Annotated in this window: 22 protein-coding genes and 1 riboswitch; of the genes, 11 read left to right on the top strand and 11 right to left on the bottom strand. The window is 70.3% G+C overall.

What is annotated here, in order from left to right:
* Positions 1-2: 2 nt before the first annotated feature.
* A complete protein-coding gene (locus ACQPYZ_RS03220; RefSeq protein ID WP_433165029.1) occupies positions 3-1,103 on the bottom strand; it encodes a hypothetical protein in 1,101 nt (366 codons plus the stop codon).
* Positions 1,104-1,219: 116 nt separating this feature from the next.
* Between ACQPYZ_RS03220 and ACQPYZ_RS03225 the strand changes: the two genes are divergently transcribed.
* On the top strand, positions 1,220-2,653 hold the full coding sequence (locus ACQPYZ_RS03225) for a serine/threonine-protein kinase (RefSeq protein WP_433165031.1): 1,434 nt from the start codon (positions 1,220-1,222) through the stop codon (positions 2,651-2,653).
* Here ACQPYZ_RS03225 and ACQPYZ_RS03230 read toward each other — a convergent pair.
* Positions 2,650-3,591 (bottom strand): hypothetical protein, encoded by a 942-nt coding sequence (locus ACQPYZ_RS03230; RefSeq protein WP_433165033.1) that lies wholly within the window; start codon positions 3,589-3,591, stop codon positions 2,650-2,652. The two genes, ACQPYZ_RS03225 and ACQPYZ_RS03230, sit on opposite strands and share 4 nt — an antisense overlap.
* Before the next feature lie 120 nt (positions 3,592-3,711).
* Between ACQPYZ_RS03230 and ACQPYZ_RS03235 the strand changes: the two genes are divergently transcribed.
* Genes ACQPYZ_RS03235 through ACQPYZ_RS03250 form a run of 4 tightly spaced genes read left to right on the top strand, consistent with a single transcriptional unit; the run spans position 3,712 to position 7,883 of the window.
* Complete coding sequence (locus ACQPYZ_RS03235; RefSeq protein WP_433165035.1) at positions 3,712-5,046, top strand: dipeptidase; 1,335 nt, start codon at positions 3,712-3,714, stop codon at positions 5,044-5,046.
* A gap of 43 nt (positions 5,047-5,089) precedes the next feature.
* The gene (locus tag ACQPYZ_RS03240) at positions 5,090-6,214 is read left to right on the top strand and encodes an NAD(P) transhydrogenase subunit alpha (RefSeq protein ID WP_433165037.1); all 1,125 of its coding nucleotides are present in this window, start codon (positions 5,090-5,092) and stop codon (positions 6,212-6,214) included.
* Positions 6,211-6,516 (top strand): NAD(P) transhydrogenase subunit alpha, encoded by a 306-nt coding sequence (locus tag ACQPYZ_RS03245; RefSeq protein ID WP_433165038.1) that lies wholly within the window; start codon positions 6,211-6,213, stop codon positions 6,514-6,516. Before ACQPYZ_RS03240 ends, ACQPYZ_RS03245 begins: the two co-directional genes overlap by 4 nt.
* The gene (locus ACQPYZ_RS03250) at positions 6,513-7,883 is read left to right on the top strand and encodes an NAD(P)(+) transhydrogenase (Re/Si-specific) subunit beta (RefSeq protein ID WP_433165039.1); all 1,371 of its coding nucleotides are present in this window, start codon (positions 6,513-6,515) and stop codon (positions 7,881-7,883) included. Before ACQPYZ_RS03245 ends, ACQPYZ_RS03250 begins: the two co-directional genes overlap by 4 nt.
* 173 nt (positions 7,884-8,056) lie before the next feature.
* Here ACQPYZ_RS03250 and ACQPYZ_RS03255 read toward each other — a convergent pair whose 3' ends face one another.
* Positions 8,057-9,040 (bottom strand): helix-turn-helix transcriptional regulator, encoded by a 984-nt coding sequence (locus tag ACQPYZ_RS03255; protein ID WP_433165040.1) that lies wholly within the window; start codon positions 9,038-9,040, stop codon positions 8,057-8,059.
* Positions 9,041-9,141: 101 nt separating this feature from the next.
* On the opposite strand from ACQPYZ_RS03255, the gene ACQPYZ_RS03260 reads away from it, so the two are divergent.
* The 3 genes from ACQPYZ_RS03260 to purM are packed head-to-tail and all read left to right on the top strand — an operon-like array spanning position 9,142 to position 12,009.
* Positions 9,142-9,264 carry a hypothetical protein gene (locus ACQPYZ_RS03260; RefSeq protein WP_433165041.1) on the top strand — a complete coding sequence of 41 codons (123 nt, stop codon included), beginning with the start codon at positions 9,142-9,144 and terminating at the stop codon, positions 9,262-9,264.
* Positions 9,265-9,320: 56 nt separating this feature from the next.
* Positions 9,321-10,883: an amidophosphoribosyltransferase gene (purF, locus tag ACQPYZ_RS03265; protein ID WP_433165043.1), complete on the top strand. Its 1,563-nt coding sequence runs from the start codon at positions 9,321-9,323 to the stop codon at positions 10,881-10,883.
* Between the two features lie 43 nt (positions 10,884-10,926).
* Entirely contained in the window at positions 10,927-12,009 is a 1,083-nt protein-coding gene (purM, locus tag ACQPYZ_RS03270; RefSeq protein WP_433165044.1) for a phosphoribosylformylglycinamidine cyclo-ligase, read from the top strand.
* Positions 12,010-12,273: 264 nt separating this feature from the next.
* On the opposite strand, the gene ACQPYZ_RS03275 is transcribed toward purM, so the two are convergent.
* From ACQPYZ_RS03275 to ACQPYZ_RS03285, 3 genes are all read right to left on the bottom strand, one after another.
* Positions 12,274-12,459 carry a DUF3073 domain-containing protein gene (locus ACQPYZ_RS03275; protein ID WP_433165046.1) on the bottom strand — a complete coding sequence of 62 codons (186 nt, stop codon included), beginning with the start codon at positions 12,457-12,459 and terminating at the stop codon, positions 12,274-12,276.
* Positions 12,460-12,665: 206 nt separating this feature from the next.
* Positions 12,666-13,472 (bottom strand): ABC transporter permease, encoded by an 807-nt coding sequence (locus ACQPYZ_RS03280; RefSeq protein ID WP_433165048.1) that lies wholly within the window; start codon positions 13,470-13,472, stop codon positions 12,666-12,668.
* Positions 13,473-13,503: 31 nt separating this feature from the next.
* A complete protein-coding gene (locus ACQPYZ_RS03285; protein WP_433165050.1) occupies positions 13,504-14,391 on the bottom strand; it encodes an ABC transporter ATP-binding protein in 888 nt (295 codons plus the stop codon).
* A 143-nt stretch (positions 14,392-14,534) separates the two neighbouring features.
* On the opposite strand from ACQPYZ_RS03285, the gene ACQPYZ_RS03290 reads away from it, so the two are divergent.
* The gene (locus ACQPYZ_RS03290; protein WP_433165052.1) at positions 14,535-15,722 is read left to right on the top strand and encodes a sensor histidine kinase; all 1,188 of its coding nucleotides are present in this window, start codon (positions 14,535-14,537) and stop codon (positions 15,720-15,722) included.
* Entirely contained in the window at positions 15,719-16,375 is a 657-nt protein-coding gene (locus tag ACQPYZ_RS03295) for a response regulator (protein ID WP_433165054.1), read from the top strand. Before ACQPYZ_RS03290 ends, ACQPYZ_RS03295 begins: the two co-directional genes overlap by 4 nt.
* Before the next feature lie 122 nt (positions 16,376-16,497).
* Here the strand turns inward: ACQPYZ_RS03295 and ACQPYZ_RS03300 are convergent, their stop codons facing one another.
* Positions 16,498-17,355, bottom strand: a complete 858-nt coding sequence (locus ACQPYZ_RS03300; protein WP_433165056.1) for a C40 family peptidase — start codon at positions 17,353-17,355, stop codon at positions 16,498-16,500.
* 2 nt (positions 17,356-17,357) lie between these two features.
* Positions 17,358-17,529, bottom strand: a riboswitch (cyclic di-AMP (ydaO/yuaA leader).
* Positions 17,530-17,828: 299 nt separating this feature from the next.
* The gene (locus ACQPYZ_RS03305) at positions 17,829-18,791 is read right to left on the bottom strand and encodes a pyridoxal-phosphate dependent enzyme (RefSeq protein ID WP_433165058.1); all 963 of its coding nucleotides are present in this window, start codon (positions 18,789-18,791) and stop codon (positions 17,829-17,831) included.
* A gap of 106 nt (positions 18,792-18,897) precedes the next feature.
* Between ACQPYZ_RS03305 and ACQPYZ_RS03310 the strand changes: the two genes are divergently transcribed.
* Entirely contained in the window at positions 18,898-19,260 is a 363-nt protein-coding gene (locus ACQPYZ_RS03310; RefSeq protein WP_433165060.1) for a YciI family protein, read from the top strand.
* 52 nt (positions 19,261-19,312) lie between these two features.
* Here the strand turns inward: ACQPYZ_RS03310 and ACQPYZ_RS03315 are convergent, their stop codons facing one another.
* The 3 genes from ACQPYZ_RS03315 to ACQPYZ_RS03325 are packed head-to-tail and all read right to left on the bottom strand — an operon-like array spanning position 19,313 to position 20,817.
* Positions 19,313-19,498, bottom strand: a complete 186-nt coding sequence (locus tag ACQPYZ_RS03315; protein ID WP_141857507.1) for a YegP family protein — start codon at positions 19,496-19,498, stop codon at positions 19,313-19,315.
* A gap of 53 nt (positions 19,499-19,551) precedes the next feature.
* On the bottom strand, positions 19,552-20,145 hold the full coding sequence (locus ACQPYZ_RS03320) for a GNAT family N-acetyltransferase (RefSeq protein ID WP_433165062.1): 594 nt from the start codon (positions 20,143-20,145) through the stop codon (positions 19,552-19,554).
* The gene (locus tag ACQPYZ_RS03325) at positions 20,146-20,817 is read right to left on the bottom strand and encodes a TetR/AcrR family transcriptional regulator (RefSeq protein WP_433165064.1); all 672 of its coding nucleotides are present in this window, start codon (positions 20,815-20,817) and stop codon (positions 20,146-20,148) included. It abuts the gene before it with no gap.
* Between the last annotated feature and the right edge of the window lie 53 nt (positions 20,818-20,870).

Consider the following 20,870-nt stretch of genomic DNA (forward strand, 5'->3'; position numbering starts at 1 on the left):
ACTCACGATCCGAGCAGTAGGGGCTCGGAGGACAGAGGTGTGGCCAGTTCGCACCGGCCGGTGCTGACCGCGCAGCGCACGACGGCCGAGCGGGACGTCGGCTCGGGCCGGTCGTGCCACAGCAGCAAGAGGTGGTCGTCGTCCTCGGCAACGGCTCCACGCAGCGACGGGCCGGTCCACTCGCGCAGGAGCTTGCCGGCCTTGGTGTCCAGGGCCGCTGTCCGAGGCTCGCCGTACGGCGAACCGCCGTGGGGCGGCAGGCCGATGACGAAGGCACTGGTCGGACTGAAGCGGTCCAAGCGGTACTGGCACGTGCGCCACCGCTGCCGGCCGCTAGCGATGTCCGTGACCGCGCTGCACAGCCCGCTGTCGGTGAACACCGGGATGCCGGCCGCCAGACCGCCGCGGGCAGCCACCGACACCGGCGATGCCACGGATGCGGTCGTCCGTACGACGTTCTGGTCGACATCCCACGTGTACAGGCTCCACGAGGTGCCGTCACTCCGCCCGCTGCTGAAGTACACCGTCCGGTCGACGACAGCGATCACCCGCACGTCGAAGGCCTCGGGCCGGGCCAGTACGGCGGCCGGCTTCGTCCCGGGCTCCTGGAAGTACACCGTGCCGCCGGGCTCACCGGACGAGAACCGCCCACCGGACGCGTAGGCGGCGTACTTGCCGTCGGCACTCGTCGCGAGCGAGTCGACACCAGTGATCCGCTGGACCACCTTGCCGGAGTGGTCCTGGATGACCAGCGAACTGCTCGTGCCGCTCGTGACCTGGACTGTCAGCGTGGTGTCCCAGAGACGGGCAGCGGCCTCGATCGCCGCCGTACCGGGGACTGTGACCGGATTGCTCACTCCACCCGTCACCGTGCGGCCGCGCAGGTAGGTGACCTGTGGCTCGCGCCCGGGCGTGAGTTTGGTCGCATCGACCGGGACCTTGAGACCGAGCGGGGCCGCCGACACCGATGCCGCCAGCGGAGCGGCTGCCGCGCCGGCCTGATTGCGTGGGGTCCGCGCGGCGCCGAGCAGTCCGCCGCCCACGACAGCCGCGACCGCAACCGCGGCCACCACCGCCGCCAACGGCCGTCTGCTGCTCGCCACGCGTACCTCGTTCATCCCCGTTGTGGACGCCGCGGAGACCCGGTTTGTTCGCCCCGAAACGCCGTACCTCTTGCTCCGGCGAACGAGTCGCACGGCGGATCGAGCATAATTGCGCCATGGACCAGCCACCGCGGATCGGCCGGTACTCCCTGGTCCGCCGGGTGGGTGCCGGGGGTTTCGCGACCGTCTGGCTCGCGCGCGACGAGCAGCTGGACGCCGAGGTCGCCGTCAAGATCCTGTCCGACAACTGGGTCGAGGACGAGGACGTCCGGCGCCGCTTCCTGGCCGAGGGCCGCTTCCTCCGCAAGGTCGACTCGCTGTACGTCGTCGGCGTACACGACATCGGCGAGGCCGACGACGGCCGGCCGTTCATGGTGCTCACGTACGCCGACGGCGGCACGCTCGCGGACCGGATCAAGGCCGGCTCGCTGGAGATCGCCGAGGCGGTCCGCATCATCACCCAGGTCGGCCGCGGCCTGAAGCACCTGCACAGCCGCGGCGTCCTGCACCGCGACGTGAAGCCGGCCAACGTGCTGTTCCGCACCGACCCGGCCGGCGACCGCGCGATGCTGTCCGACCTCGGCCTGGGCAAGTCCCTCGCCGAGGTCTCCCGGATCACGATGCCCGGCGGCACCCCGTCGTACGTCGCCCCCGAGCAGGTCCGCGGTGAACGCCTCGACCACCGCGCCGACCTCTACTCGCTCGGCGCGGTCGCGTACGCCGCCTTCACCGGCCAGGCACCGCACGGCGTGGCCAGCCTCGGCGCGGTCATGCAGATCGACTCACCGCCGCCGTCGATGACCACGATCCGCGACGACATCCCGGACGCGATCGACGTCGTCGTACGCCGAGCCCTCGAGCCGGACCGCGACAAGCGCTGGCCGGACTTGGACAGCTTCCTCAACGCGCTCCGCGACGCCCACACCACCGGCGAGATCCCACCGGCCCTGGTGCCGGCCGCCGAGATGCCGACCCCCGCGGCCCCACCGGCTGACGTCGACCAGGCCACGGCCCTGGCCAGCTCCAACCAGCCCACCGTCGCCACACCCGCCGGCCGCGGCCGCTCCCGCGTCATCGCCGCCGTCGCCGCGATCATCCTCGCCGCAGCAGGCGCCTACGGCGGCTACGAGCTGGTCCAGACACGACCAACGACGGTTGAGTACCAGAACCTGTCTGTCGAGGTGCCACGCGACTGGTCACAGAAGGCCGAGCGTTCCGAGGGACCTGCGTTGCTGGTGAGCACCGACACGGCGAACTGGAGCAAATCCACGGATGTCGATGGCGTGTACGTGGGCGTCATCGACGGCACGAGTCTGCCGAGGACCACCACACCTCCACCTGGCTGCACGGCAGTTCCGGGGGAGAACCAGGACATCGGTGGACGTCAGGCGGTTCTGTTCCGATACACGTGCAACGAGGCCAACTCTGTCTACGAGCGGTTCGTGCAGTACCCCGGCGGCAAGCTGCTTCAGGTTCAGGTGCGGGAGGACAACGCCGGCCGGCGACAGACCGTGCTGGACTCGGCGTCGTACCTCCCACCAGGCGGTTAAGGCACCAGGGACGTCAGGCTGGTGATGGGGGCTTTGTGGAGGCGGGGGATGACGTTGAGGGTGGCGGGGTCCGAGCCGTAGAGGTGGGAGGCGGACTCGTAGACCAGGTAGGCGGTGCCGTTGTACTCGGTGATGCCTTCGGTCATGCTCGGCGCGCGGAAGCAGCTGAGCCGCGCGGCGTCCAGGTCCTTCTGGCCGCGCTTGACGACGTACAGGTTGCTCCGGTTTCCCCGCCCGTACGACGTGCTGTAGATGAAGTGGTTCGCGGTCACCATCAGGCCCTGGGTCTTGGTCGGGACCTCCCACGCGCCGGCGACCGTGGTCAATGTCCCGTCGTCGGCGATCTTGTACTCGTACATGGTCCCGCGACCCTCGGAATTGAACGACCCCGAGAACAACGAGTCCCCGTAGCTCCCGATGAACGACGACGCGGCCACGTCCCGCGCGGTCCCGACCTGCGTCAGGTACGGCGTACCCGCGGCCTTCAGCGCGTCCCGCAAGGCCGTCAACCGGTACTTCCGGATGCTGCTGCCCTGCCCGGACACGAACGCCCAGCCCTTGCTGACGGTGATGCCGCCGACATGTGACTCGGCGATCGCGACCACGCCGACGGTGGCGCCGGTCGACGGGTCGATGCCGTAGATCTGCGAGTCGGCGCCGCTGCGGTACGACGTGACCAGCAGCAGGTTCTTGCCGGAGCCGTCCCAGTTGTACCAGGTGCCGGCGCCCTGCGGGGTGTGCGTGCTGAGGTTGGGGATGCTCGCGCTGTTGCTGAAGCGGGCGTCGTACTTGTAGGACGCGGACGGTCCGTCGTAGAAGGTCGAGCCGCCGCTGGTGGACGTGTCGCAACTGATCGCGGCACCGGCGGGCAGCGCGGCAGTCAAGGCGGCAGCGGTGGTGACGAAGGCGGTCACGATGGCAAGGGGGCGTCTGGCCATGATGGGATCCTCTGGAGGTTGGGCGGAAACCTACGAGAATTCCAGAGTAGATCGTCAATGAGTAACGCGCGAGGGGATTCCGGCCGTCGGCCGCGCGAACGAACGCCGTACGGTAGGCGCATGACCGATCTGTCCGCGGCGATCGACCGCGTTCTGCCCAGCGTCCGTGCCGACCTCGAGGACCTCATCCGGATCCCGTCGGTCAGCTACGAACCGGCCCGCGCGGCCGACGTCCAGCGTTCCGCCGAAGCGACCGCGGCGCTGTTCGAGGCCGAGGGATTCACGGTGAAGATCGTCCGCGCCGGCGAGGGTGCGCCGGCGGTGATCGCCAAGAAGGCCGCGCCCGCGGGCAAGCCGACCGTGCTGCTGTACGCGCACCACGACGTCCAGCCGACCGGCGCGGTCGAGCAGTGGACCTCGGACCCGTTCGAGCCGACCGAGCGCGGCGACCGGCTGTACGGCCGGGGTGCGGCCGACGACAAGGCCGGCATCGCCGCCCACCTGGCCGCCGTACGGGCCTTCGGCAACGATCTGCCGGTGGGCGTGACCGTGTTCGTCGAGGGCGAGGAGGAGATTGGCTCGCCGACCCTGCTGCAACTGCTGGACGAGTACTCCGAGGAGCTCGCCGCCGACGCGATCGTGATCGCGGACTCCGGCAACTGGGACATCGGCCGGCCGGCGCTGACGGTGTCGCTGCGCGGCCTGGTGGAGGCGTACGTCGAGGTCCGCACGCTCAGCCACGCGGTCCACTCCGGGCTGTTCGGCGGCCCGATCCCGGACGCGCTGTCGACCCTGTGCCGGCTGCTCGCCACCCTGCACGACGACAAGGGCGACGTCGCGGTGGACGGGCTGCACGCGTCCCGGGCCGCCGACGTCGAGTACCCGGAGCACCGGCTGCGGGCCGAGTCCGGCGTACTGGACTCGGTCCGGCTGACCGGCTCGGGTTCGCTCGTCGACCGGCTGTGGACCCGCCCGTCGATCGCCGTCCTCGGGATCGACGCGCCGTCGGTGGCGGAGGCCAGCAACACGCTGGTCCCGGTCGCGCGGGCGAAGGTGAGCCTGCGGGTCGCGCCGGGCGACGACGCGATCAAGGCGAGCGCGGCGTTGAAGGACCACCTGGAGGCCAACATCCCGTGGGGTGCGCAGGTCACCGTGACCGAGGGCCAGACCGGTCAGCCGTGCAGCGTGAACGCGCGCGGCGCCGGGTACGAGGCCGCCCGGTCGGCGTTCCGGACCGCGTGGGGTGTGGACCCGATCGACATGGGCATGGGTGGCTCGATCCCGTTCATCGCGGAGTTCCAGCAGACCTTCCCGCAGGCCTCGATCCTGGTCACCGGCGTGGAGGATCCGGACACCCGCGCGCACGGGATCGACGAGGGTCTGCACCTGGCCGAGTTCCGCAAGGTCTGCCTGGCCGAGGCCCTGCTGCTCCAGAACCTGGCCAAGGACGCCTGACCGGGCTTTCCGGCGACCCAGTGTTTGGCATAGGTTTCGGCGAGTGAAGATCGCAGTCGTGCGGGAGACCAGACCGGCCGAGCGCCGGGTCGCGCTGGTGCCGGAACAAGTCGCGAAACTCATCGAGCTCGGTTACGAGGTGGCGGTCGAGCCCGCCGCGGGTGAGCGGGCGCTGTACTCCGACGACCAGTACCGGGCCGCGGGCGCCGAGGTCGCCTGGGGTGCGGACCACGCCGCCACCATCGTGGCGTCGGTGCAGCCGTTGGAGCGCGAGCGCCTGCAGCGGCTGCACGCCGGTACGGCGCTGATGTCGTTCCTGCCGACGAATCCGCCGGACGTCGTCCGGACCGCCACCCGGGCCAAGCTGACCGCGTTCGCGATGGAGCTGATCCCGCGGATCTCCCGGGCCCAGTCGATGGACGCGCTGTCCTCGCAGGCCCTGGTCGCCGGCTACCGCGCGGCCATCGTCGCGGCCGAGCGGCTGCCGCGGTTCTTCCCGCTGAACATGACCGCGGCCGGCACGGTCCCGCCGGCCCAGGTCCTCGTCCTCGGCGCCGGTGTGGCCGGCCTGCAGGCGATCGCGACCTGCAAGCGCCTCGGCGCCGTTGTCAAGGCGTACGACGTCCGGACGGCCGCGGCCGAGGAGATCGCGTCGATGGGCGCCGTACCGATCGAGCTCGAGCTCGGCACCCTCGACGGCCCCGGCGGGTACGCCCGCGAGATGACGCCGGAGCGGGCCCAGTTGCAGCGCGAGCTGCTCACGCCGTACGTCGCCGCCGCGGACGCCCTGATCACCACCGCCGCCGTGCCCGGCCGGACCGCGCCGATGCTGGTGTCGCGGTCGATGGTCGAGCAGATGAAGCCCGGCTCGGTCGTGGTCGACCTGGCCTCCGAGCAGGGCGGCAACGTCGAGGGCTCGGTCGCCGGGACCGAGCTGACCATCGGCGGCGCACTGGTCTGGGGCGGTGCGAACGTCGCCAGCCAACTGGCCGGACCGGCCAGCCGGCTCTACGGTCAGAACATCGCCAACCTGATCCGGTTGATGACCCGCAACGCGGCCTTCGACCCGGACTTCACCGACGAGATCGTCCGCGGCTGCTGCGTCACCCACGACGGCAGCGTCCTGCACGAGCCGACCCGAGAGCTTCTGGAAGGACAGGCCCCGTGACCGAGTCAATCGCCTTGCTGACGATCTTCGTGCTGGCGGCGTTCGTCGGGGTCGAGGTGATCAGCAAGGTCTCCTCGACCCTGCACACCCCACTGATGTCCGGGGCGAACGCGATCCACGGCGTCATCCTGGTCGGCGCCATCATCGTCACCGGGCAGGCCGAGTCCACGCTCGTGGTGATCGTCGGGCTGCTGGCCGTCGTCCTGGCGACCGTGAACATGGTCGGCGGGTTCGTGGTCACCGACCGGATGCTGGAGATGTTCAAGGGTCCGGGGGCACGCAAGAAGGAGCTGCAGAAGTGATCCCCACCTGGGCCCAGATCGGGTATCTGGTCGCCGCAGTCTGTTTCATCGTCGCGCTGAAGGCGCTCTCGTCGCCGCGGTCCGCCCGGGCCGGCAACGCGCTCGGCGCGGCCGGCGCGGTGCTCGCGGTGGTCATCACCTTCGTCGCCTACAAACCGGACCACCTGGCGCCGATCCTGATCGCGCTGGCGATCGGCACCGTCGGCGGCGTGGTCGGCTCGCGCCGGGTGCAGATGACCCACATGCCACAGCTCGTTGCCCTCTTCAACGGTGTCGGGGGTGGCGCGGCCGCCCTGGTCGCGCTGATGGAGCTCGGCGAGGTCCGCGAGGGCCAGACCGTGGCCGCGCTCGCGACCGCGTTCACCATCCTGGTCGGTGCGATCAGCTTCTCCGGCTCGATCGTGACGTTCGCCAAGCTGCAGGAGCTGATGACGACCCGGCCGGTGGTCTTCCCCGGTCTGCCGGTGCTGTTCATCGCCTCGGTCCTCGGCGGAATCGCGCTGGCCGGCTGGCTGGTGTCCGACCTGCGGGTCTGGGTCGGCGTCCTGCTCTGCCTGGTCGGCCTCGCGGTCGGCGTGATGCTGGTGCTCCCGGTCGGCGGCGCCGACGTACCGATCGTCATCTCGCTGCTGAACGCGTTCACCGGCCTGACCGTCGCGGCCGGCGGCTACGTCCTCGGCAACACCCTGCTGCTGGTGGCCGGCACACTGGTCGGCGCGGCCGGTACGTTGCTGACCAAGCTGATGGCCGACGCGATGGGCCGCTCGGTCTTCAACATCCTCTTCGGCGCGGTCCGTGGCGGCTCCACCCTCGGCGGCGGTACGGCGTCCGAGCGGCCGGTCATCTCCGGCGGCGCCGAGGACGTGGCGATCCTGCTCGGGTACGCGAACAAGGTCATCGTCGTGCCGGGCTACGGCCTCGCGGTCGCCCAGGCGCAGCACACCCTGCGGGACCTGGTCGAGGAGCTGCAGAGCCGGGGCGTGAAGGTCGACTACGCCATTCACCCGGTCGCGGGCCGGATGCCGGGCCATATGAACGTGCTGCTGGCCGAGGCGCAGGTGCCCTACGAGCAGCTGCGGGAGATGGACGACATCAACGGCGACTTCAAGTCCACCGACGTCGTCCTGGTCGTCGGCGCCAACGACGTGGTCAACCCGGCCGCCCGGAGCACCCCGAGTGCGCCGATCTACGGGATGCCGATCCTGAACGCCGACGAGGCCCAGCGGGTGATCTTCCTCAAACGCTCGATGCGCCCCGGTTTCGCCGGTATCGAGAACGAACTCCTGTACGACCCGCGAACCACGCTGCTGTTCGGCGACGCAAGGGAGTCGCTGACCAAACTCATCGGCGCGCTGAAGACGGTCTGACCGACGATTACGTTGTCAATCGCGAAATAAAGCACGCGGAGCACCCCGGTGGCAAGCGGTTGGCACCTTCCTGCCGGGGTACGGCGACCCGCGGTCCAGGCCGGTGCGGTCGCGCGAAACCCTGTGCAGACAGGAATCGTGAGCCGGAGAAATGCAGTGCCCGAAAATTTCCGTCAGACCCAGCCGCGTTTTGCCGCGGCGACACCCAATTCGAATCGGCTGGCCGCGTCCAGCCGCTCGGAAAGATTCGCGGTAATTCGCCGGGCGGTCCGCAGAGAAATACCCAGCAAACGCGCGACCTGTTCGTCCTTGGCGCCGCCCGCGAGCAAACGCAGTACTTCCGCCTCATGGGGGGTCAGCGGCGTATTCTCGTCGCGGTCCTCGGGGGCGAACATTTCGGCCGCCCGGGACCAGTAGGCGTCGAACAGCGCCAGCGCGACCGAGACCACGGCCGGGGTGCGGTGGATGACCGCGCCGGCCGTCGGGTTCTCCGGGTCCATCGGCATGATCGCGATCTCCTGGTCGAAGATCAGCAGCCGCATCGGCAGGGTCGGCGTGGCCCGGACCTCCCCGCCGAGCCGGTGCATGGTGGCGGCGTAGTCCAGGGCCTGCTTCGACGACGTCATGCTCTGCAGGTAGACGGTCCGCATCTTCAGCCCGCGCTCGAGCAGGGTGAAGTCGGGGGACCGGTCCACCTGCTGGATCGTGTCGTCGATGTGCGCCGGCACCAGGCCCCAGAACGTGTCCCGGGCCTTCAGCGCGAGCTCCTCGATCCGGCGGGACGCGTTCGCCCGGCCCTTGAGCACCTCGACGTCACCGCTGCTGCGGGCGGTCAGGAGCTCGTTGTACTGCTCCGCGACCACCTCGGCCGACGCCTCGGCCTCCTTCAGCTCGCCGAGCATCTTGTTCAGCTCGGTCCGCCGTCGCTCCGCCAGGCCGGTCAGCCCGACCCGCGGGTGGACCGCGTGCTCGGACTCCGGGTTGGTCCAGGTGGGGACCAGCAGCTCGAGCCGGCGCAGCTCGTCCAGCAGCGCGTGCACCTCGGTCACGGAACGATTTACTAGCGCCGCAATCTGCTCCGGCGTACTGTCTGGGTGGCTGAGAAGGGCGTGATAGACCGCAAAGGTGGCTTCGTCCACCCCCAGCGGCTCGAGCACGATCCCTCTCCTCCAGAACTTGTCGGAACCGACCATATACAGAGTGCGTCGAGAAAGAGCACTCAATTGATGGTTCCGGATTATTTCCGAAAGGACGAACGGTGATCAAGAAGCTGCTGACCGTAGTCGGCGTCGCAGTTCTGCTCCTGACGGCCGCGCCGATGACGGGTACGGCGTCCGCAGTGGGTGCCGGGCCGGGTTGCCACGGGATGACCTGCTGGTAGCCCGCCGGGGTCGCGGGGTGGCCTGAGGGCCGTCCCGCGTCCCGTAGACTGCTCGTGTGGCTCGTGGCGATGGTCGGCTCACCCATGATCTTGACCCGCAGGATCTCGGACCGCAGGACGCCTGTGGCGTCTTCGGAGTCTGGGCACCCGGGGAAGAGGTCGCCAAACTCACCTATTTCGGGCTCTACGCCCTGCAGCACCGCGGACAGGAGTCAGCCGGCATAGCGGTCGGCAACGGCAGCCAGATCCTCGTCTACAAGGACATGGGGCTGGTCAGCCAGGCGTTCGACGAGGCGACCCTGGCCTCGCTGCGCGGGCACATCGCGATCGGCCACTGCCGGTACTCGACCACCGGGTCGAGCGTCTGGGCGAACGCCCAGCCCACCTTCCGGTCCACCGCGACCGGGTCGATCGCGCTCGGTCACAACGGCAACCTGACCAACACCGGCGAGCTCGCCGCCAGCCTGAACGGCGGCGGCGACCTGGATCTCGGCCTGGACGCCGAGGTCGAGCACGCGAAGGCGAACGCCAAGCACAGCGCCTCGTCCGACACCGACATCCTCACCTCGATGCTGGCCGGCTACCCGGACCTCACCATCGAGCAGGCGGCGGCCCGGATCCTGCCGAAGGTCAAGGGCGCGTTCAGCCTGATCTTCATGGACGAGAACACCCTGTACGCCGCCCGCGACCCGCAGGGCATCCGCCCGCTGGTGCTCGGCCGCCTCGAGCGCGGCTGGGTGGTCGCCAGCGAGACCGCGGCCCTGGACATCGTCGGCGCCTCCTTCATCCGCGAGATCGAGCCCGGGGAGATCGTCGCGATCGACGCCGACGGCCTGCGCTCGACCCGGTTCGCCGAGGCGGACCCGAAGGGCTGCCTGTTCGAGTTCGTCTACCTGGCCCGCCCGGACACCCAGATCTCCGGCCAGCGGATCCACTCCACCCGGGTCGAGATCGGCCGCCGGCTCGCCCGCGAGCACCCGGCCGAGGCCGACCTGGTGATCGCCACCCCGGAGTCCGGCGTCCCGGGCGCGATCGGGTACGCCGAGGAGTCCGGCATCCCGTACGGGTCCGGACTGGTCAAGAACGCGTACGTCGGCCGGACCTTCATCCAGCCGAGCCAGACCATCCGCCAGCTCGGGATCCGGCTGAAGCTGAACCCGCTGCGCGAGGTGATCGAGGGCAAGCGGCTGGTGGTCGTCGACGACACCATCGTCCGCGGCAACACCCAGCGGGCGGTCATCCGGATGCTGCGTGAGGCCGGCGCGAAGGAGATCCACGTCCGGATCACCGCGCCGCCGGTGAAGTGGCCGTGCTTCTACGGCATCGACTTCGCCAGCCGGGCCGAGCTGATCGCCAACGGCCTCAACACCGAGGAGATCTGTCGCTCGCTCGGCGCCGACTCGCTCGGCTACATCAGCCTGGACGCGCTGGTCGAGTCCACCACGGTGCCCAAGGAGCGCCTCTGCCGCGCCTGCTTCGACGGGGTCTACCCGGTCGAGCTGCCGGATCCGGAGCAGCTCGGCAAGCACCTGCTGGAGGTCCCGGTGGCCACCGACATCGACGGCCTGGCCACGGTCTCCGGTGGTGCCGGCGCCGCCGACGCACTCAGCCGCCCGTGACGGGCCGTCCGTAACCGGCGTACGCCGTACCGAGGAGAAGAACGTGAGCGAAGGGGCGAGCTACGCCGCCGCCGGTGTCGACATCGAGGCCGGGGACCGGGCCGTCGAGCTGATGAAGGAGTGGGTGGCGAAGGCGACCCGTCCCGAGGTTGTCGGCGGGCTCGGCGGGTTCGCCGGGCTGTTCGACGCGACCGCGCTCACGTCGTACCGGCGCCCGCTGCTGGCGACCTCGACCGACGGCATCGGCACCAAGGTCGCGATCGCGCAGAAGCTGGACAAGCACGACACGATCGGGTTCGACCTGGTCGGGATGGTCGTCGACGACCTGGTCGTCTGCGGCGCCGAGCCGCTGTTCATGACCGACTACATCTGCACCGGCAAGGTGGTCCCGGAGACGATCGCGCAGATCGTGAAGGGGATCGCCGAGGCCTGCGTCGAGGCCGGTACGGCGCTCGTCGGCGGCGAGACCGCCGAGCACCCGGGCCTGCTGGAGCCGGACGAGTACGACGTCGCCGGCGCGTCTACCGGGGTGGTCGAGGCCGACGAGGTGCTCGGCGCGGAGCGGGTCCGGGCTGGCGACGTGGTCGTGGCGATGGGCTCGTCGGGGCTGCACTCGAACGGGTACTCCCTGGTCCGGCACGTGTTCTTCGACCGGGCGAAGTGGTCGCTGGACCGGGTCGTGCCCGAGCTCGGCGCGACGCTGGGCGAGGTGCTGCTGACGCCGACCCGGGTCTACGCCAAGCACTGCCTGGAGCTGATCCGGGAGCTGAACGGCGCGGCCGAGGGCGACGCGAAGCCGCTGCACGCGATGTCGCACATCACCGGTGGCGGGTTCGCTGCCAACCTGGCCCGGGTGATCCCGGACGAGCTGTCGGTCCGGATCGACCGCTCCACCTGGACGCCGGCGCCGATCTTCGGCCTGGTAGGGCTGCTGGGCGACGTGAAGCTGGCCGAGCTGGAGAAGACGCTGAACATGGGTGCCGGCATGGTCGGCGTCCTCGACCCGTCGGTGGCCGACCGCGCGATCGCCGCACTGGCCGTCCGGGACATCCCGGCCTGGGTCTGCGGCGAGGTCACCGCGACCCCCGGCGGCACAGTCACCCTCGAAGGCACCTACGCCAAGTAACCCCACGAGCCTGGGCGGCGGGCACTGCACGACCCCCGGGCGGCGGGCAACCGCACGAGCGGCGGACGACGGCCTCTGGGCTGCTCGACCGCACGAGCCGGGGTGGCGCTTCACCGCGTGAGCGGACTGACAGACCGGGCGGTCCCGCCGGCTTGGGGCAGGCGGGACCGCTGCGGCTACTGCTGGTGTGGTGGAGCTCGTCGGGCGCGCGACCAACTGCTCAGCGACCCGTGAGGGCGCTGAGCAGGTCAGTCGAGCTGTTGCTTACCGACGGGGGTGGTAGTCGTCGGCGTCGTAGTCGTCGCCGTCGTTCTCGCCGTTCGCAGAACGGTCGCCACCTTGTTCACCGGACAGCTCACGCTTGAGCTGGTCCAAGTCGGTGTCCCAGGTGCGGTACTTCAGGTCGCGAGCGACCTTCGTCTGCTTGGCCTTTGCACGGCCGCGCCCCATAGCGTCGACCCCCTCGCACAAGTCAACCGGGTACGCAGCGTGGCGCCCACGGATCAGTCGTCAGTAATCGTGTTTACAGGATACCCGGAGCTTGGGATCGACACACGCACCGGCCCCCTGGCCGGACCCGGAGAGGTCCGATCAGACTCCCGGGCGGGGTGGTCCGGCCCCCTCGAACCGGCCCACCCCGGCGCGTCCGTGCCCCGCTACTTGACCTCGCGACGTGAGCTTGCCCACAGTCCCACGACGGTCGGCAGGGCGATCCAGATCCCGAGCGAGGTCAGCGTCTCGGGCAGCATCCCGTGCAGGTCACGCTCCGCGATCCGGCCGAAGGCGGCGAAGACGTCCAGCCAGTTCGCGTTGTCCTTGAACAGCTCCGGCCCGGCGAGCGCCCACGCGGTCGGGGCGATGAAGTACACCAGGATCGCGACCGCGGTCTGCGCGATCACGGCCCCGAGGGCGGCACCCATGACCACGTTCAGCGCGACGGTCAGGTAGGCGCCGGCCAGTTGCCCGCCGGCTCCGGCGTACGACGCCGGGTGGTCGGTGACCGCACCGGCCAGGGCCGTCCCGGCGAAGGCGAGCGCGACGACGACGGACATCACCACGACGCTGAGCACGATCGCGGAGACGAACTTGGCCAGCTGGACCCGGACCCGGCGCGGCGACAGCGTGAACGTGGTCAGCGCGGTCCGCTGGGTCCACTCGCTGGTCATGGCCATCACGCCGATGACCGGGAGCAGCAGCAGGACGCTGGTCGACGCCGCGCCGAGGAAGCCGTCGAAGCCGGCCGGTCCTTGCGGCAGGTGGGTGAGCTGCCAGCCGATCGTGATCAGCGCGAGCAGCATGATCGCGGCGATCAGGACCCGGCCGCTGCGGGTGTTCACGGCCTTGCGGAGTTCGAGGACGACGAGTTTCAGGAAGGACTGGCCGCGCGCCGGCGGCAGCGCGGTCGCCACGTCGGCCCGGTGCTTGGCCGGGGCCGGCGGTGCGAGTTCGGTGACGGTAGTCATGGTGATTGAGCTCCAGGAAGTGTGTCGGTGATCAGGCGGCTTCGGCGACCGGGGTGGTCAGCTGGAAGAACAGGTCCTCCAGGCCGGCCCCGTCGCTCTGGCGGAGTTCGAGCAGGATCTGACCGGCGGCCGCGGCGGCGCGGCCGACCTGCTCGGCGCTGCCGTCGACCCGCAGGGCGCCGTCCGGCAGCGGCTCGAGGTTCAGGCCGGCGGCGGTCAGGGCCTGGTTCAGCCCGATCGGGTCGAGGCCGCGGACGAGCGTGCCGCTGCCGGACAGCAGCTCCTCGAGGGAGCCGTTGGCAACGATCCGGCCGCCGCCGATGACGACGAGCCGGTCGACGGTCGCCTGGACCTCGCCGAGCAGGTGGCTCGACAGGATCACCGTGCCGCCGCGGGACGCGAAGTCCTGCAGCAGGCCGCGCATCCACCGGATGCCCTCCGGGTCCATGCCGTTGGCCGGCTCGTCCAGGATCAGTACGGCGGGGTCGCCCAGCAGCGCACTGGCGATGCCGAGCCGCTGCCGCATGCCGAGCGAGTACTGCCCGACCCGGCGCTTCGCCGCGTGGCTGAGCCCGACGGCCTCGAGCATCTCCTCGACCCGGCCCTTCGGCACGCCCAGCAGGCTCGCGTTCAGCAGCAGCGTCTCCCGGCCGGTGCGGCCCGGGTGCTGTGCGGCCGCGTCGAGCATGACCCCGACGACGCGGCCCGGGTTCGGCAGGTCGGCGTACCGCTTGCCGGTGATGGTCGCGGTGCCGGAGGTGGGCGGCGTGAGCCCGGTCAGCATCCGCAGCGTGGTGGACTTGCCGGCGCCGTTCGGGCCGAGGAAGCCGGTGATGCTGCCCGGCTGGACGCTGAAGGAGACGTCGTCGACAGCCGTGGTGCTGCCGTACCGCTTGGTCAGGTTCTCGACGGTGATCATGACGTCGAGTCAACCGTCCGGACCCCTGGCCGCACATCGGTCGAGCGGCTGCGATCACCCCCTACGAAAGTCGTCGGGGACGGTCCCTGATCCCACCCGGAAGGGTGACGAGAAGTCGGCGACCGCACAACTACGCTGACAGAATGCGACGGTTGCGCCGGTGGTACGCCTGGTGGGTCAGGCATGCCGCGCGCCTGCGCGACGTCCTGTACGTCGGCTTCAGCCTGCTCACCATCGTCCTGCAGGCCGCCTCCGGCGCCGGCGGCTGGGGAGTCCGGGACTGGTACGTCCTCGGCGCCGGCGCGCTGGCCTCGGTCGCCCTTTTCTGGCGCCGGCGCTTCCCGGTGACCGTGACGGCGGTCGGGGTGCTGACGATGCTGACCTCTGGTGTGTTCGTGCCGATGGGCCTCGCCCTGATGACCCTGGCGGTCCGCCGCCGCGACCTGGCCCTGGCCGTCCTGGCGACCGCCGGGTACGTCGCCTACGTCCTCCACACCTGGTCCACCGGCGGGGAGTTCTGGGTCGCGGTCTTCACCGCACCGTTCCTGGTCGGCACCTTCGTCGCGATCGGCGCGTACGTCGGCGCCCGCCGCGACCTGATGGTGTCGCTGCGGGACCGCGCCGAGCGGGCCGAGGCGGAGCGGGAGCTGCGCGGCGAACAGGCCCGGCTTGGTGAGCGGGCCCGGATCGCTCAGGAGATGCACGACGTGCTCGCGCACAAGGTGTCGCTGATCGCCCTGCACGCCGGCGGTCTCGAGGTGAATCCGGCGGTCGGCCCGGAGAAGGTGGAGGGCTCGGCCCGGCTGATTCGGGAGACGGCCCGGCAGGCGATGGAGGATCTCCGCGAGGTTCTTGGCGTACTGCGTTCCGACTTCAGCGTCGACGGGGCTGACCTGACGCCGGTGCCGCGCGCCTCGGACCTGGACCGCCTGGTCGCTGCGTCCCGGGACGCTGGGGTGGGCGTGACGGGCGAGTTCGCGCTGCCGGACGACGTACCGGTGTCGGTGGGGCGGACGATCTACCGGGTCGTGCAGGAGTCGCTGACCAACGTGCACAAGCATGCCCGGGGTGCCTCGACCGACGTGGTCGTGCGCGGGAGCCGGGGAGACGGCGTCACGGTCAGCGTGACGAATGTCCGGCCGGTGGCGGCTGGTTCACTGCTGCCGGGAGCCGGCGCGGGCCTGGTCGGCCTGCGGGAGCGGGTGCAGCTGGCCGGTGGCCGGCTGTCGGCCGGGCCGACCCGCGAAGGCGGTTGGCAGGTGGAGGCGTGGCTGCCCTGGCCGGACGGCCGGGAGAACGTCGAGTCGGATGTGGACGAAGGGGAACGATGACGCGGCTGCTGATCGTGGACGACGAGGCGCTGGTCCGGGCCGGACTGAAGATGATCCTGGAGTCGGACGACGACCTCGAGGTGGTCGCCGAGGCCGAGGACGGCGCCGACGCGGCGGCGATGGTGGTGAAGCACCGGCCGGACGTCGTCCTGATGGACATCCGGATGCCGCGGCTGGACGGGCTGGCGGCGACCCGGGAGGTGCAGGCGCTGCCGGAGCCGCCGAAGGTCGTAGTCCTGACGACGTTCGACCTGGACGACTACGTGTTCCGCGCGCTGCAGGCCGGGGCAAGTGGGTTCCTGCTGAAGGACACGCCGCCGCGCGAGCTCGTGCAGGCGGTGAAGGTGGTGGCTGCCGGGGACGCGATGCTCTCACCGGCGGTGACCCGGCGCCTGATCGGGCACTTCGCCGCGGACTCGCGGTCGGACCGGCAGCGGCAGGCACGCGAGCGGCTGGCCGCCCTCACCGACCGCGAGCGCGAGGTGCTGACCGCCGTCGGCCGCGGACTCTCGAACGCCGACATCGGCAAGGCCCTGTACATGAGCGAGGCGACCGTGAAGGCGCACGTCTCCCGCGTCCTGGTGAAGCTGGGCGCCACCAACCGCGTGCAGGTGGCGATCCTGGCCCACGACGCCGGCCTGCTGGACGCCTAGGCACCGGACGACTGGACGCAGAGGAAACCGGTCGGGGCCGTCGGAGGGGTGGGGGGACGACGGCCCGCGACCGGTTTCAGGGTCAGCGATCCCTGGGGGGAGAGGATGCTGACAGGTCGGACTCAGACGCGGCCGAAGGCCACGCTCTTGGTCCAGATCTTTGCCTTCCGCACCGGAACGCCCGGCTTGGAGGAGTGCCACAGCATGTTGCCACCGGCAAAGATGCCGACGTGGTACACGCCGCCGCCACCGCTCTTGAAGAAGACCAGGTCACCCGGCTTCGCGGACTTGCGGCTGATGTGCTTGGTCGCGCTGTACTGCGCACGCGACGTACGCGGCAGCTTCTTGCCGGCCCGCTTGTAGACGTAGCCGGTGTAGCCGGAGCAGTCGAAGCCGCGCGGCGTCGTGCCGCCGTAGCGGTACGGCGTGCCCTTGAGTTTCGCCGCCTCGCGCAGCACCTTGGCGCGGAACGTACTGGTGCCGCTGGCCTTGCCGTACGGGCCGTAGAGCAGCCCGCGCTTGGCGGTGTAGGTCAGCCGGCTCCAGGTCTCGCGGGTCGTCGTACCCGTGGCCTTGAGACCCCAGGAGGCCTGGTACTTCTTCAGGACCCGGATGGTGCTGGCGCCGTAGTAGCCGTCCGGCCCGAGGTGCAGGGCGCGCTGGACGTACTTGACGGTGGGGCCCTTGTCGCGGAACCGGAGCAACGGCCGGCTCGGGATGCTCCAGTAGCCCCGCGGCGTGGTGGTCGCGGTGGCGGACGTGGTCGCCGCCGAGGCGGTGGCCGGAGGTGCGGCCAGGGTGATGGCGGCTCCACCGCCGACCGTGAGGCCCACCGTGAGGACGGTCGCTGCCGCCCTGGGGGTCATCGGCTTGCTGGGCTTGCGGTGCTTCGCGAGGGTCCGGCCGGTGGACCGGGGACTGAGCTCGCTGGTCTGGCTGACGGCGCGCGACAGCGACGTCCGTCGGGCAGTGACGGGCATGGTTGGTCTCCCGACGCCTGCGGAGTTAGCTGTCGGGTTCGGGCTGGGATTCATCGCCCGGTCCGCTCCCGCGGACTTCACCCCAGGGTTCCGGCCACTCACGGCCGGGACCCAACTTCCTGGGTCCCCCACCCCTGCCATGGTTTTCGAGGGGAGCACAGGCGCCTGGCAGGGCTCGGCGTTGACGCCTGTGCGGTTCGTCGTATTTACCGAACCGCCGACGACTGTATAACAGAACGATCACGACGCAAACCCTCCGATCCACAGAGACCCTCCGAAAAGGCCCTGGAAGGCTCTCTGACGCGTCAGGGACCAGTGGTGAACACCAGGTGTCCTGAGCGTGTCTGAGCGGGGCTCAGGCGGCCGATGAGCGGTCGGGAGTGACTTGGATCACACTTTGCGGTGGCTTTCTGTGACAACGAGCACAGTGCGTACTCGGGGCCTCCTCAGGGCACCCTCAGGTCATTGCGAATTCAGCGATCTCCGAGGAGCTCGAGGAAGCGGTCGAGGCCGACGTTCCCGCCGGAGAGCACGACGCCGACACGGTCCGGGAGCGACGGGATCCGGCCGGCCAGCAGCGCCGCCAGCGCGCTCGCCCCGCTCGGCTCGAGGACGATCTTCAGCCGCTCGAACGCGAACGTCATCGCCGCCAGGATCTCGTCGTCCGACACCAGTTCGACACTGTCCACGAGCCGCCGGTTGACCGCGAAGGTCAGCTCACCCGGCGTCGAGATCGCCTGCCCGTCCGCGATCGTCCGCGGTACGGCGATCTCCACCCGCTCGCCCTTGGCCAGCGAGCGCGCGTGGTCGTCGCCGGCGGCCGGCTCGACGCCGATCATCCGGATCCCGGGCGACAAGGCGGTCGCGGCGGTCGCGCAGCCGGCCATCAGTCCGCCGCCGCCGATCGGGACGAGCAGCGCGTCCAGCGGCCCGGTCTCCTCGATCAGCTCCAGCGCGACCGTCCCCTGCCCGGCCATCACGTCGGAGTGCTCGTACGGCGGGATTAGGGTCAGCCCCCGTTCGGTCGCCAGCTCCTCCGCCAACGCGGCCCGGTCCTGCGCGTAGCGGTCGTACGTGACGACCTCCGCGCTGTACCCGCGGGTGGCCGCGACCTTCGTCGGCGGCGCGTCGGCCGGCATCAGGATGACGGCCTTCGTCCCCGCGATCCGCGCGGCCAGGGCCACGGCCTGCGCGTGATTCCCGGACGAGTACGCCGCGACGCCGTACCGGAGCTGGTCGGGGGAGAGCCGGCTGACCGCGTTGTAGGCACCGCGGAACTTGAAGGCGCCGATCCGCTGCAGGTTCTCCGCCTTGAGGAAGACGTGCGCGCCGACCCGCTCGTCCAGGGTCCGCGACGTCAGCACCGGCGTCCGGTGCGCGACCCCGGCGATCCGGCCGGCGGCGGCCTGCACGTCTGTGAGACTCAATGCCGTCATGCGGCTGACGCTATCTGGCCGGACGTGATGTCAAGATGGCGGCGCCGGCTCCGTACTCATGGGCGAGAGGCTCCCGGCCGGGGGCCGCGGACAGAGGAGACACACCGTGAAGTACCTGTTGGTTCTGAACATCAACCCCGACGTGCTGGCCGCGCTGACCGAGGACGAGCAGCAGGCGATCGGCGCCGGGCACCAGAAGTTCCTGGACACCATCAAGGCCTCGGGGGAGTTCCACAGCACGCTCGCCCTGGGACAGCCGGCCGAGTCCGCGGTGGTCCGGGTCCGCGACGGCGTACCGGCGGTGACCGACGGGCCGTTCGTGGAGGCGAAGGAGTTCCTCGGCGGCTTCTACGTGATCGACGTGGCGTCGGCGGAGCGGGCGCACGAGCTGGCCGCGATGATCCCCGACGCGGCCATCGAGGGCCTCGGGGTCGAGGTCCGGCCGATCGTGTTCGAAGACGGTCTCTAAGCAGCAGGGGGTCTCGCCGGTCACGGCGAGACCCCCTTGTTCTATGGGCTTTTCAGTCCGTCTGGTCGTCGACGTTCGCCTCCGCGGCGTTCCGCTTGATCGAGTCGATCCCGTTCAGTGCGCCGGCCTTGGTCTCGTAGCTCTCGCTGCTGGTCGCGATCACTTCACCGTTGCCGGCCTTCAGCCGGAACCGGAACTCGCCCGACTTGTCCTTGTACAACTCGAACTTCCCCGCCATCGCCAAACCTCCAGGCTGCATCGGTAGTCACTCCGCTTCGGAGCGTAGCCCGATCAGCCGGGCGGGACCTCGCGCACCACGCCGGGCGGGCCGGACCAGCCGGGCCACGGACCGGGCGCCGGGCCGTCGGCGTCGGGACGTTCCTCCTCGACCGTCTGGTAGGGCTTGAGTCCCCGGGCCTGGTAGTTCGCCAGCGCGGCCGGCCCGTCGAGCGTGTTCGTGTTCACCCAGACCCGGGTGACCGGGTCGACGCTGTCGTGCCGCTGGTCCAGGGTCCACGCGTTCCGCAGGCCGACGGTCAGCAGGTGCCCGCCGATGCCGCGACCGATGAACGACTTGAGCAGCCCGAAGTTCTCGATCTCGACCTCGCTGCCGACACCGCGCAGAGCGACGTACCCGGCCGGAACGCCGCCGACCCAGGGCACGTAGGTCTCGAAGCCGGGGCGACTCAGCCAGTCGACCCACTGGTCCCAGTTCCAGCCGAGCTTGCCGATCCAGTGCCAGTGGCCGCCGACCGCGGTGTAGAGGTAGCGGGCGAACTCCGGTGACACCTCCTCGACCCGTCTGATCTCGATCGGCTGCTCCCGCGCGGGGACGATGTCGTCCGGGCTGTGCTGCTCCAGGTACGTCAGGACGCTGAGTGCCAACTACTTCTCCTCTTTCAGTACGCCGCGGATGCCGGCGACCACGAGGTCGATGCCGAGGGCGTAGTACTGCTCGGTCGAGGCCGGGCAGACCAGTGTGTCCGCGGCGGCCGTGATCAGCGGGTACTTCCGCGGCGGCAGCGCGGCCAGGGACGCGCGCTTGCGGCGCAGTGAATCATCGCGGGTGACTGGGTCGCTGGCCTCCCGGGCGATCGGGTCGTTCGTCACCAGGACGATCAGCGAGCAGATCGACTGCCGCCCGACCTCGGCCGCATCGTCGACCGAGAACCCGCCCTCGGTCAGCAGCTCCATCGTCCGCTCGGCCATCTCCAGGCCCGGCTCGGCCACCAGGATGCGCATCAGCGTGAGGTCGGCCAGTCGCGGATGCCCGCGCAGGGCGGTGACGAACGCCGTCAGCACCTGGTGCAGTTGGCGATCCCACGGCTCGTCGGTGGGCTCGGGCAGGACGACGTCCGCCAGCAACCGGTCGCCGAGCGCGGCGAGCAGGTCGTCCTTGTCCTTGAAGTGCCGGTACAGCGCCATCGGCGTGACCTCGTGGAGACCGGCCAGCCTTCGCAGCGTGACAGCGGCCGGGCCCTCCTCGTCGGCGATCGCGAGCGCGCTGTCGACGACCTTGCCCGGATCCAGGCGGCGGGCGGTTTCTCTGCTGATCACGTTGACAAGTTTACACCGTAGACCTAGCGTCTACCTTGTACGCATACAGCGTA

Origin of the sequence: Kribbella sp. CA-247076 (assembly GCF_050942445.1) — a bacterium.
Taxonomy (GTDB): Bacteria; Actinomycetota; Actinomycetes; order Propionibacteriales; family Kribbellaceae; genus Kribbella.

Excerpts from the sequence above, each read along its gene's own strand:
- ACQPYZ_RS03305 (WP_433165058.1), bottom strand. The coding sequence starts at position 18,791 with ATGACGGCATTGAGTCTCACAGACGTGCAGGCCGCCGCCGGCCGGATC.
- ACQPYZ_RS03275 (WP_433165046.1), bottom strand. The coding sequence starts at position 12,459 with ATGGGGCGCGGCCGTGCAAAGGCCAAGCAGACGAAGGTCGCTCGCGAC.
- ACQPYZ_RS03290 (WP_433165052.1), top strand. The coding sequence starts at position 14,535 with ATGCGACGGTTGCGCCGGTGGTACGCCTGGTGGGTCAGGCATGCCGCG.
- ACQPYZ_RS03300 (WP_433165056.1), bottom strand. The coding sequence starts at position 17,355 with ATGCCCGTCACTGCCCGACGGACGTCGCTGTCGCGCGCCGTCAGCCAG.
- ACQPYZ_RS03225 (WP_433165031.1), top strand. The coding sequence starts at position 1,220 with ATGGACCAGCCACCGCGGATCGGCCGGTACTCCCTGGTCCGCCGGGTG.
- ACQPYZ_RS03315 (WP_141857507.1), bottom strand. The coding sequence starts at position 19,498 with ATGGCGGGGAAGTTCGAGTTGTACAAGGACAAGTCGGGCGAGTTCCGG.
- ACQPYZ_RS03235 (WP_433165035.1), top strand. The coding sequence starts at position 3,712 with ATGACCGATCTGTCCGCGGCGATCGACCGCGTTCTGCCCAGCGTCCGT.
- ACQPYZ_RS03280 (WP_433165048.1), bottom strand. The coding sequence starts at position 13,472 with ATGACTACCGTCACCGAACTCGCACCGCCGGCCCCGGCCAAGCACCGG.
- ACQPYZ_RS03295 (WP_433165054.1), top strand. The coding sequence starts at position 15,719 with ATGACGCGGCTGCTGATCGTGGACGACGAGGCGCTGGTCCGGGCCGGA.
- ACQPYZ_RS03230 (WP_433165033.1), bottom strand. The coding sequence starts at position 3,591 with ATGGCCAGACGCCCCCTTGCCATCGTGACCGCCTTCGTCACCACCGCT.
- ACQPYZ_RS03285 (WP_433165050.1), bottom strand. The coding sequence starts at position 14,391 with ATGATCACCGTCGAGAACCTGACCAAGCGGTACGGCAGCACCACGGCT.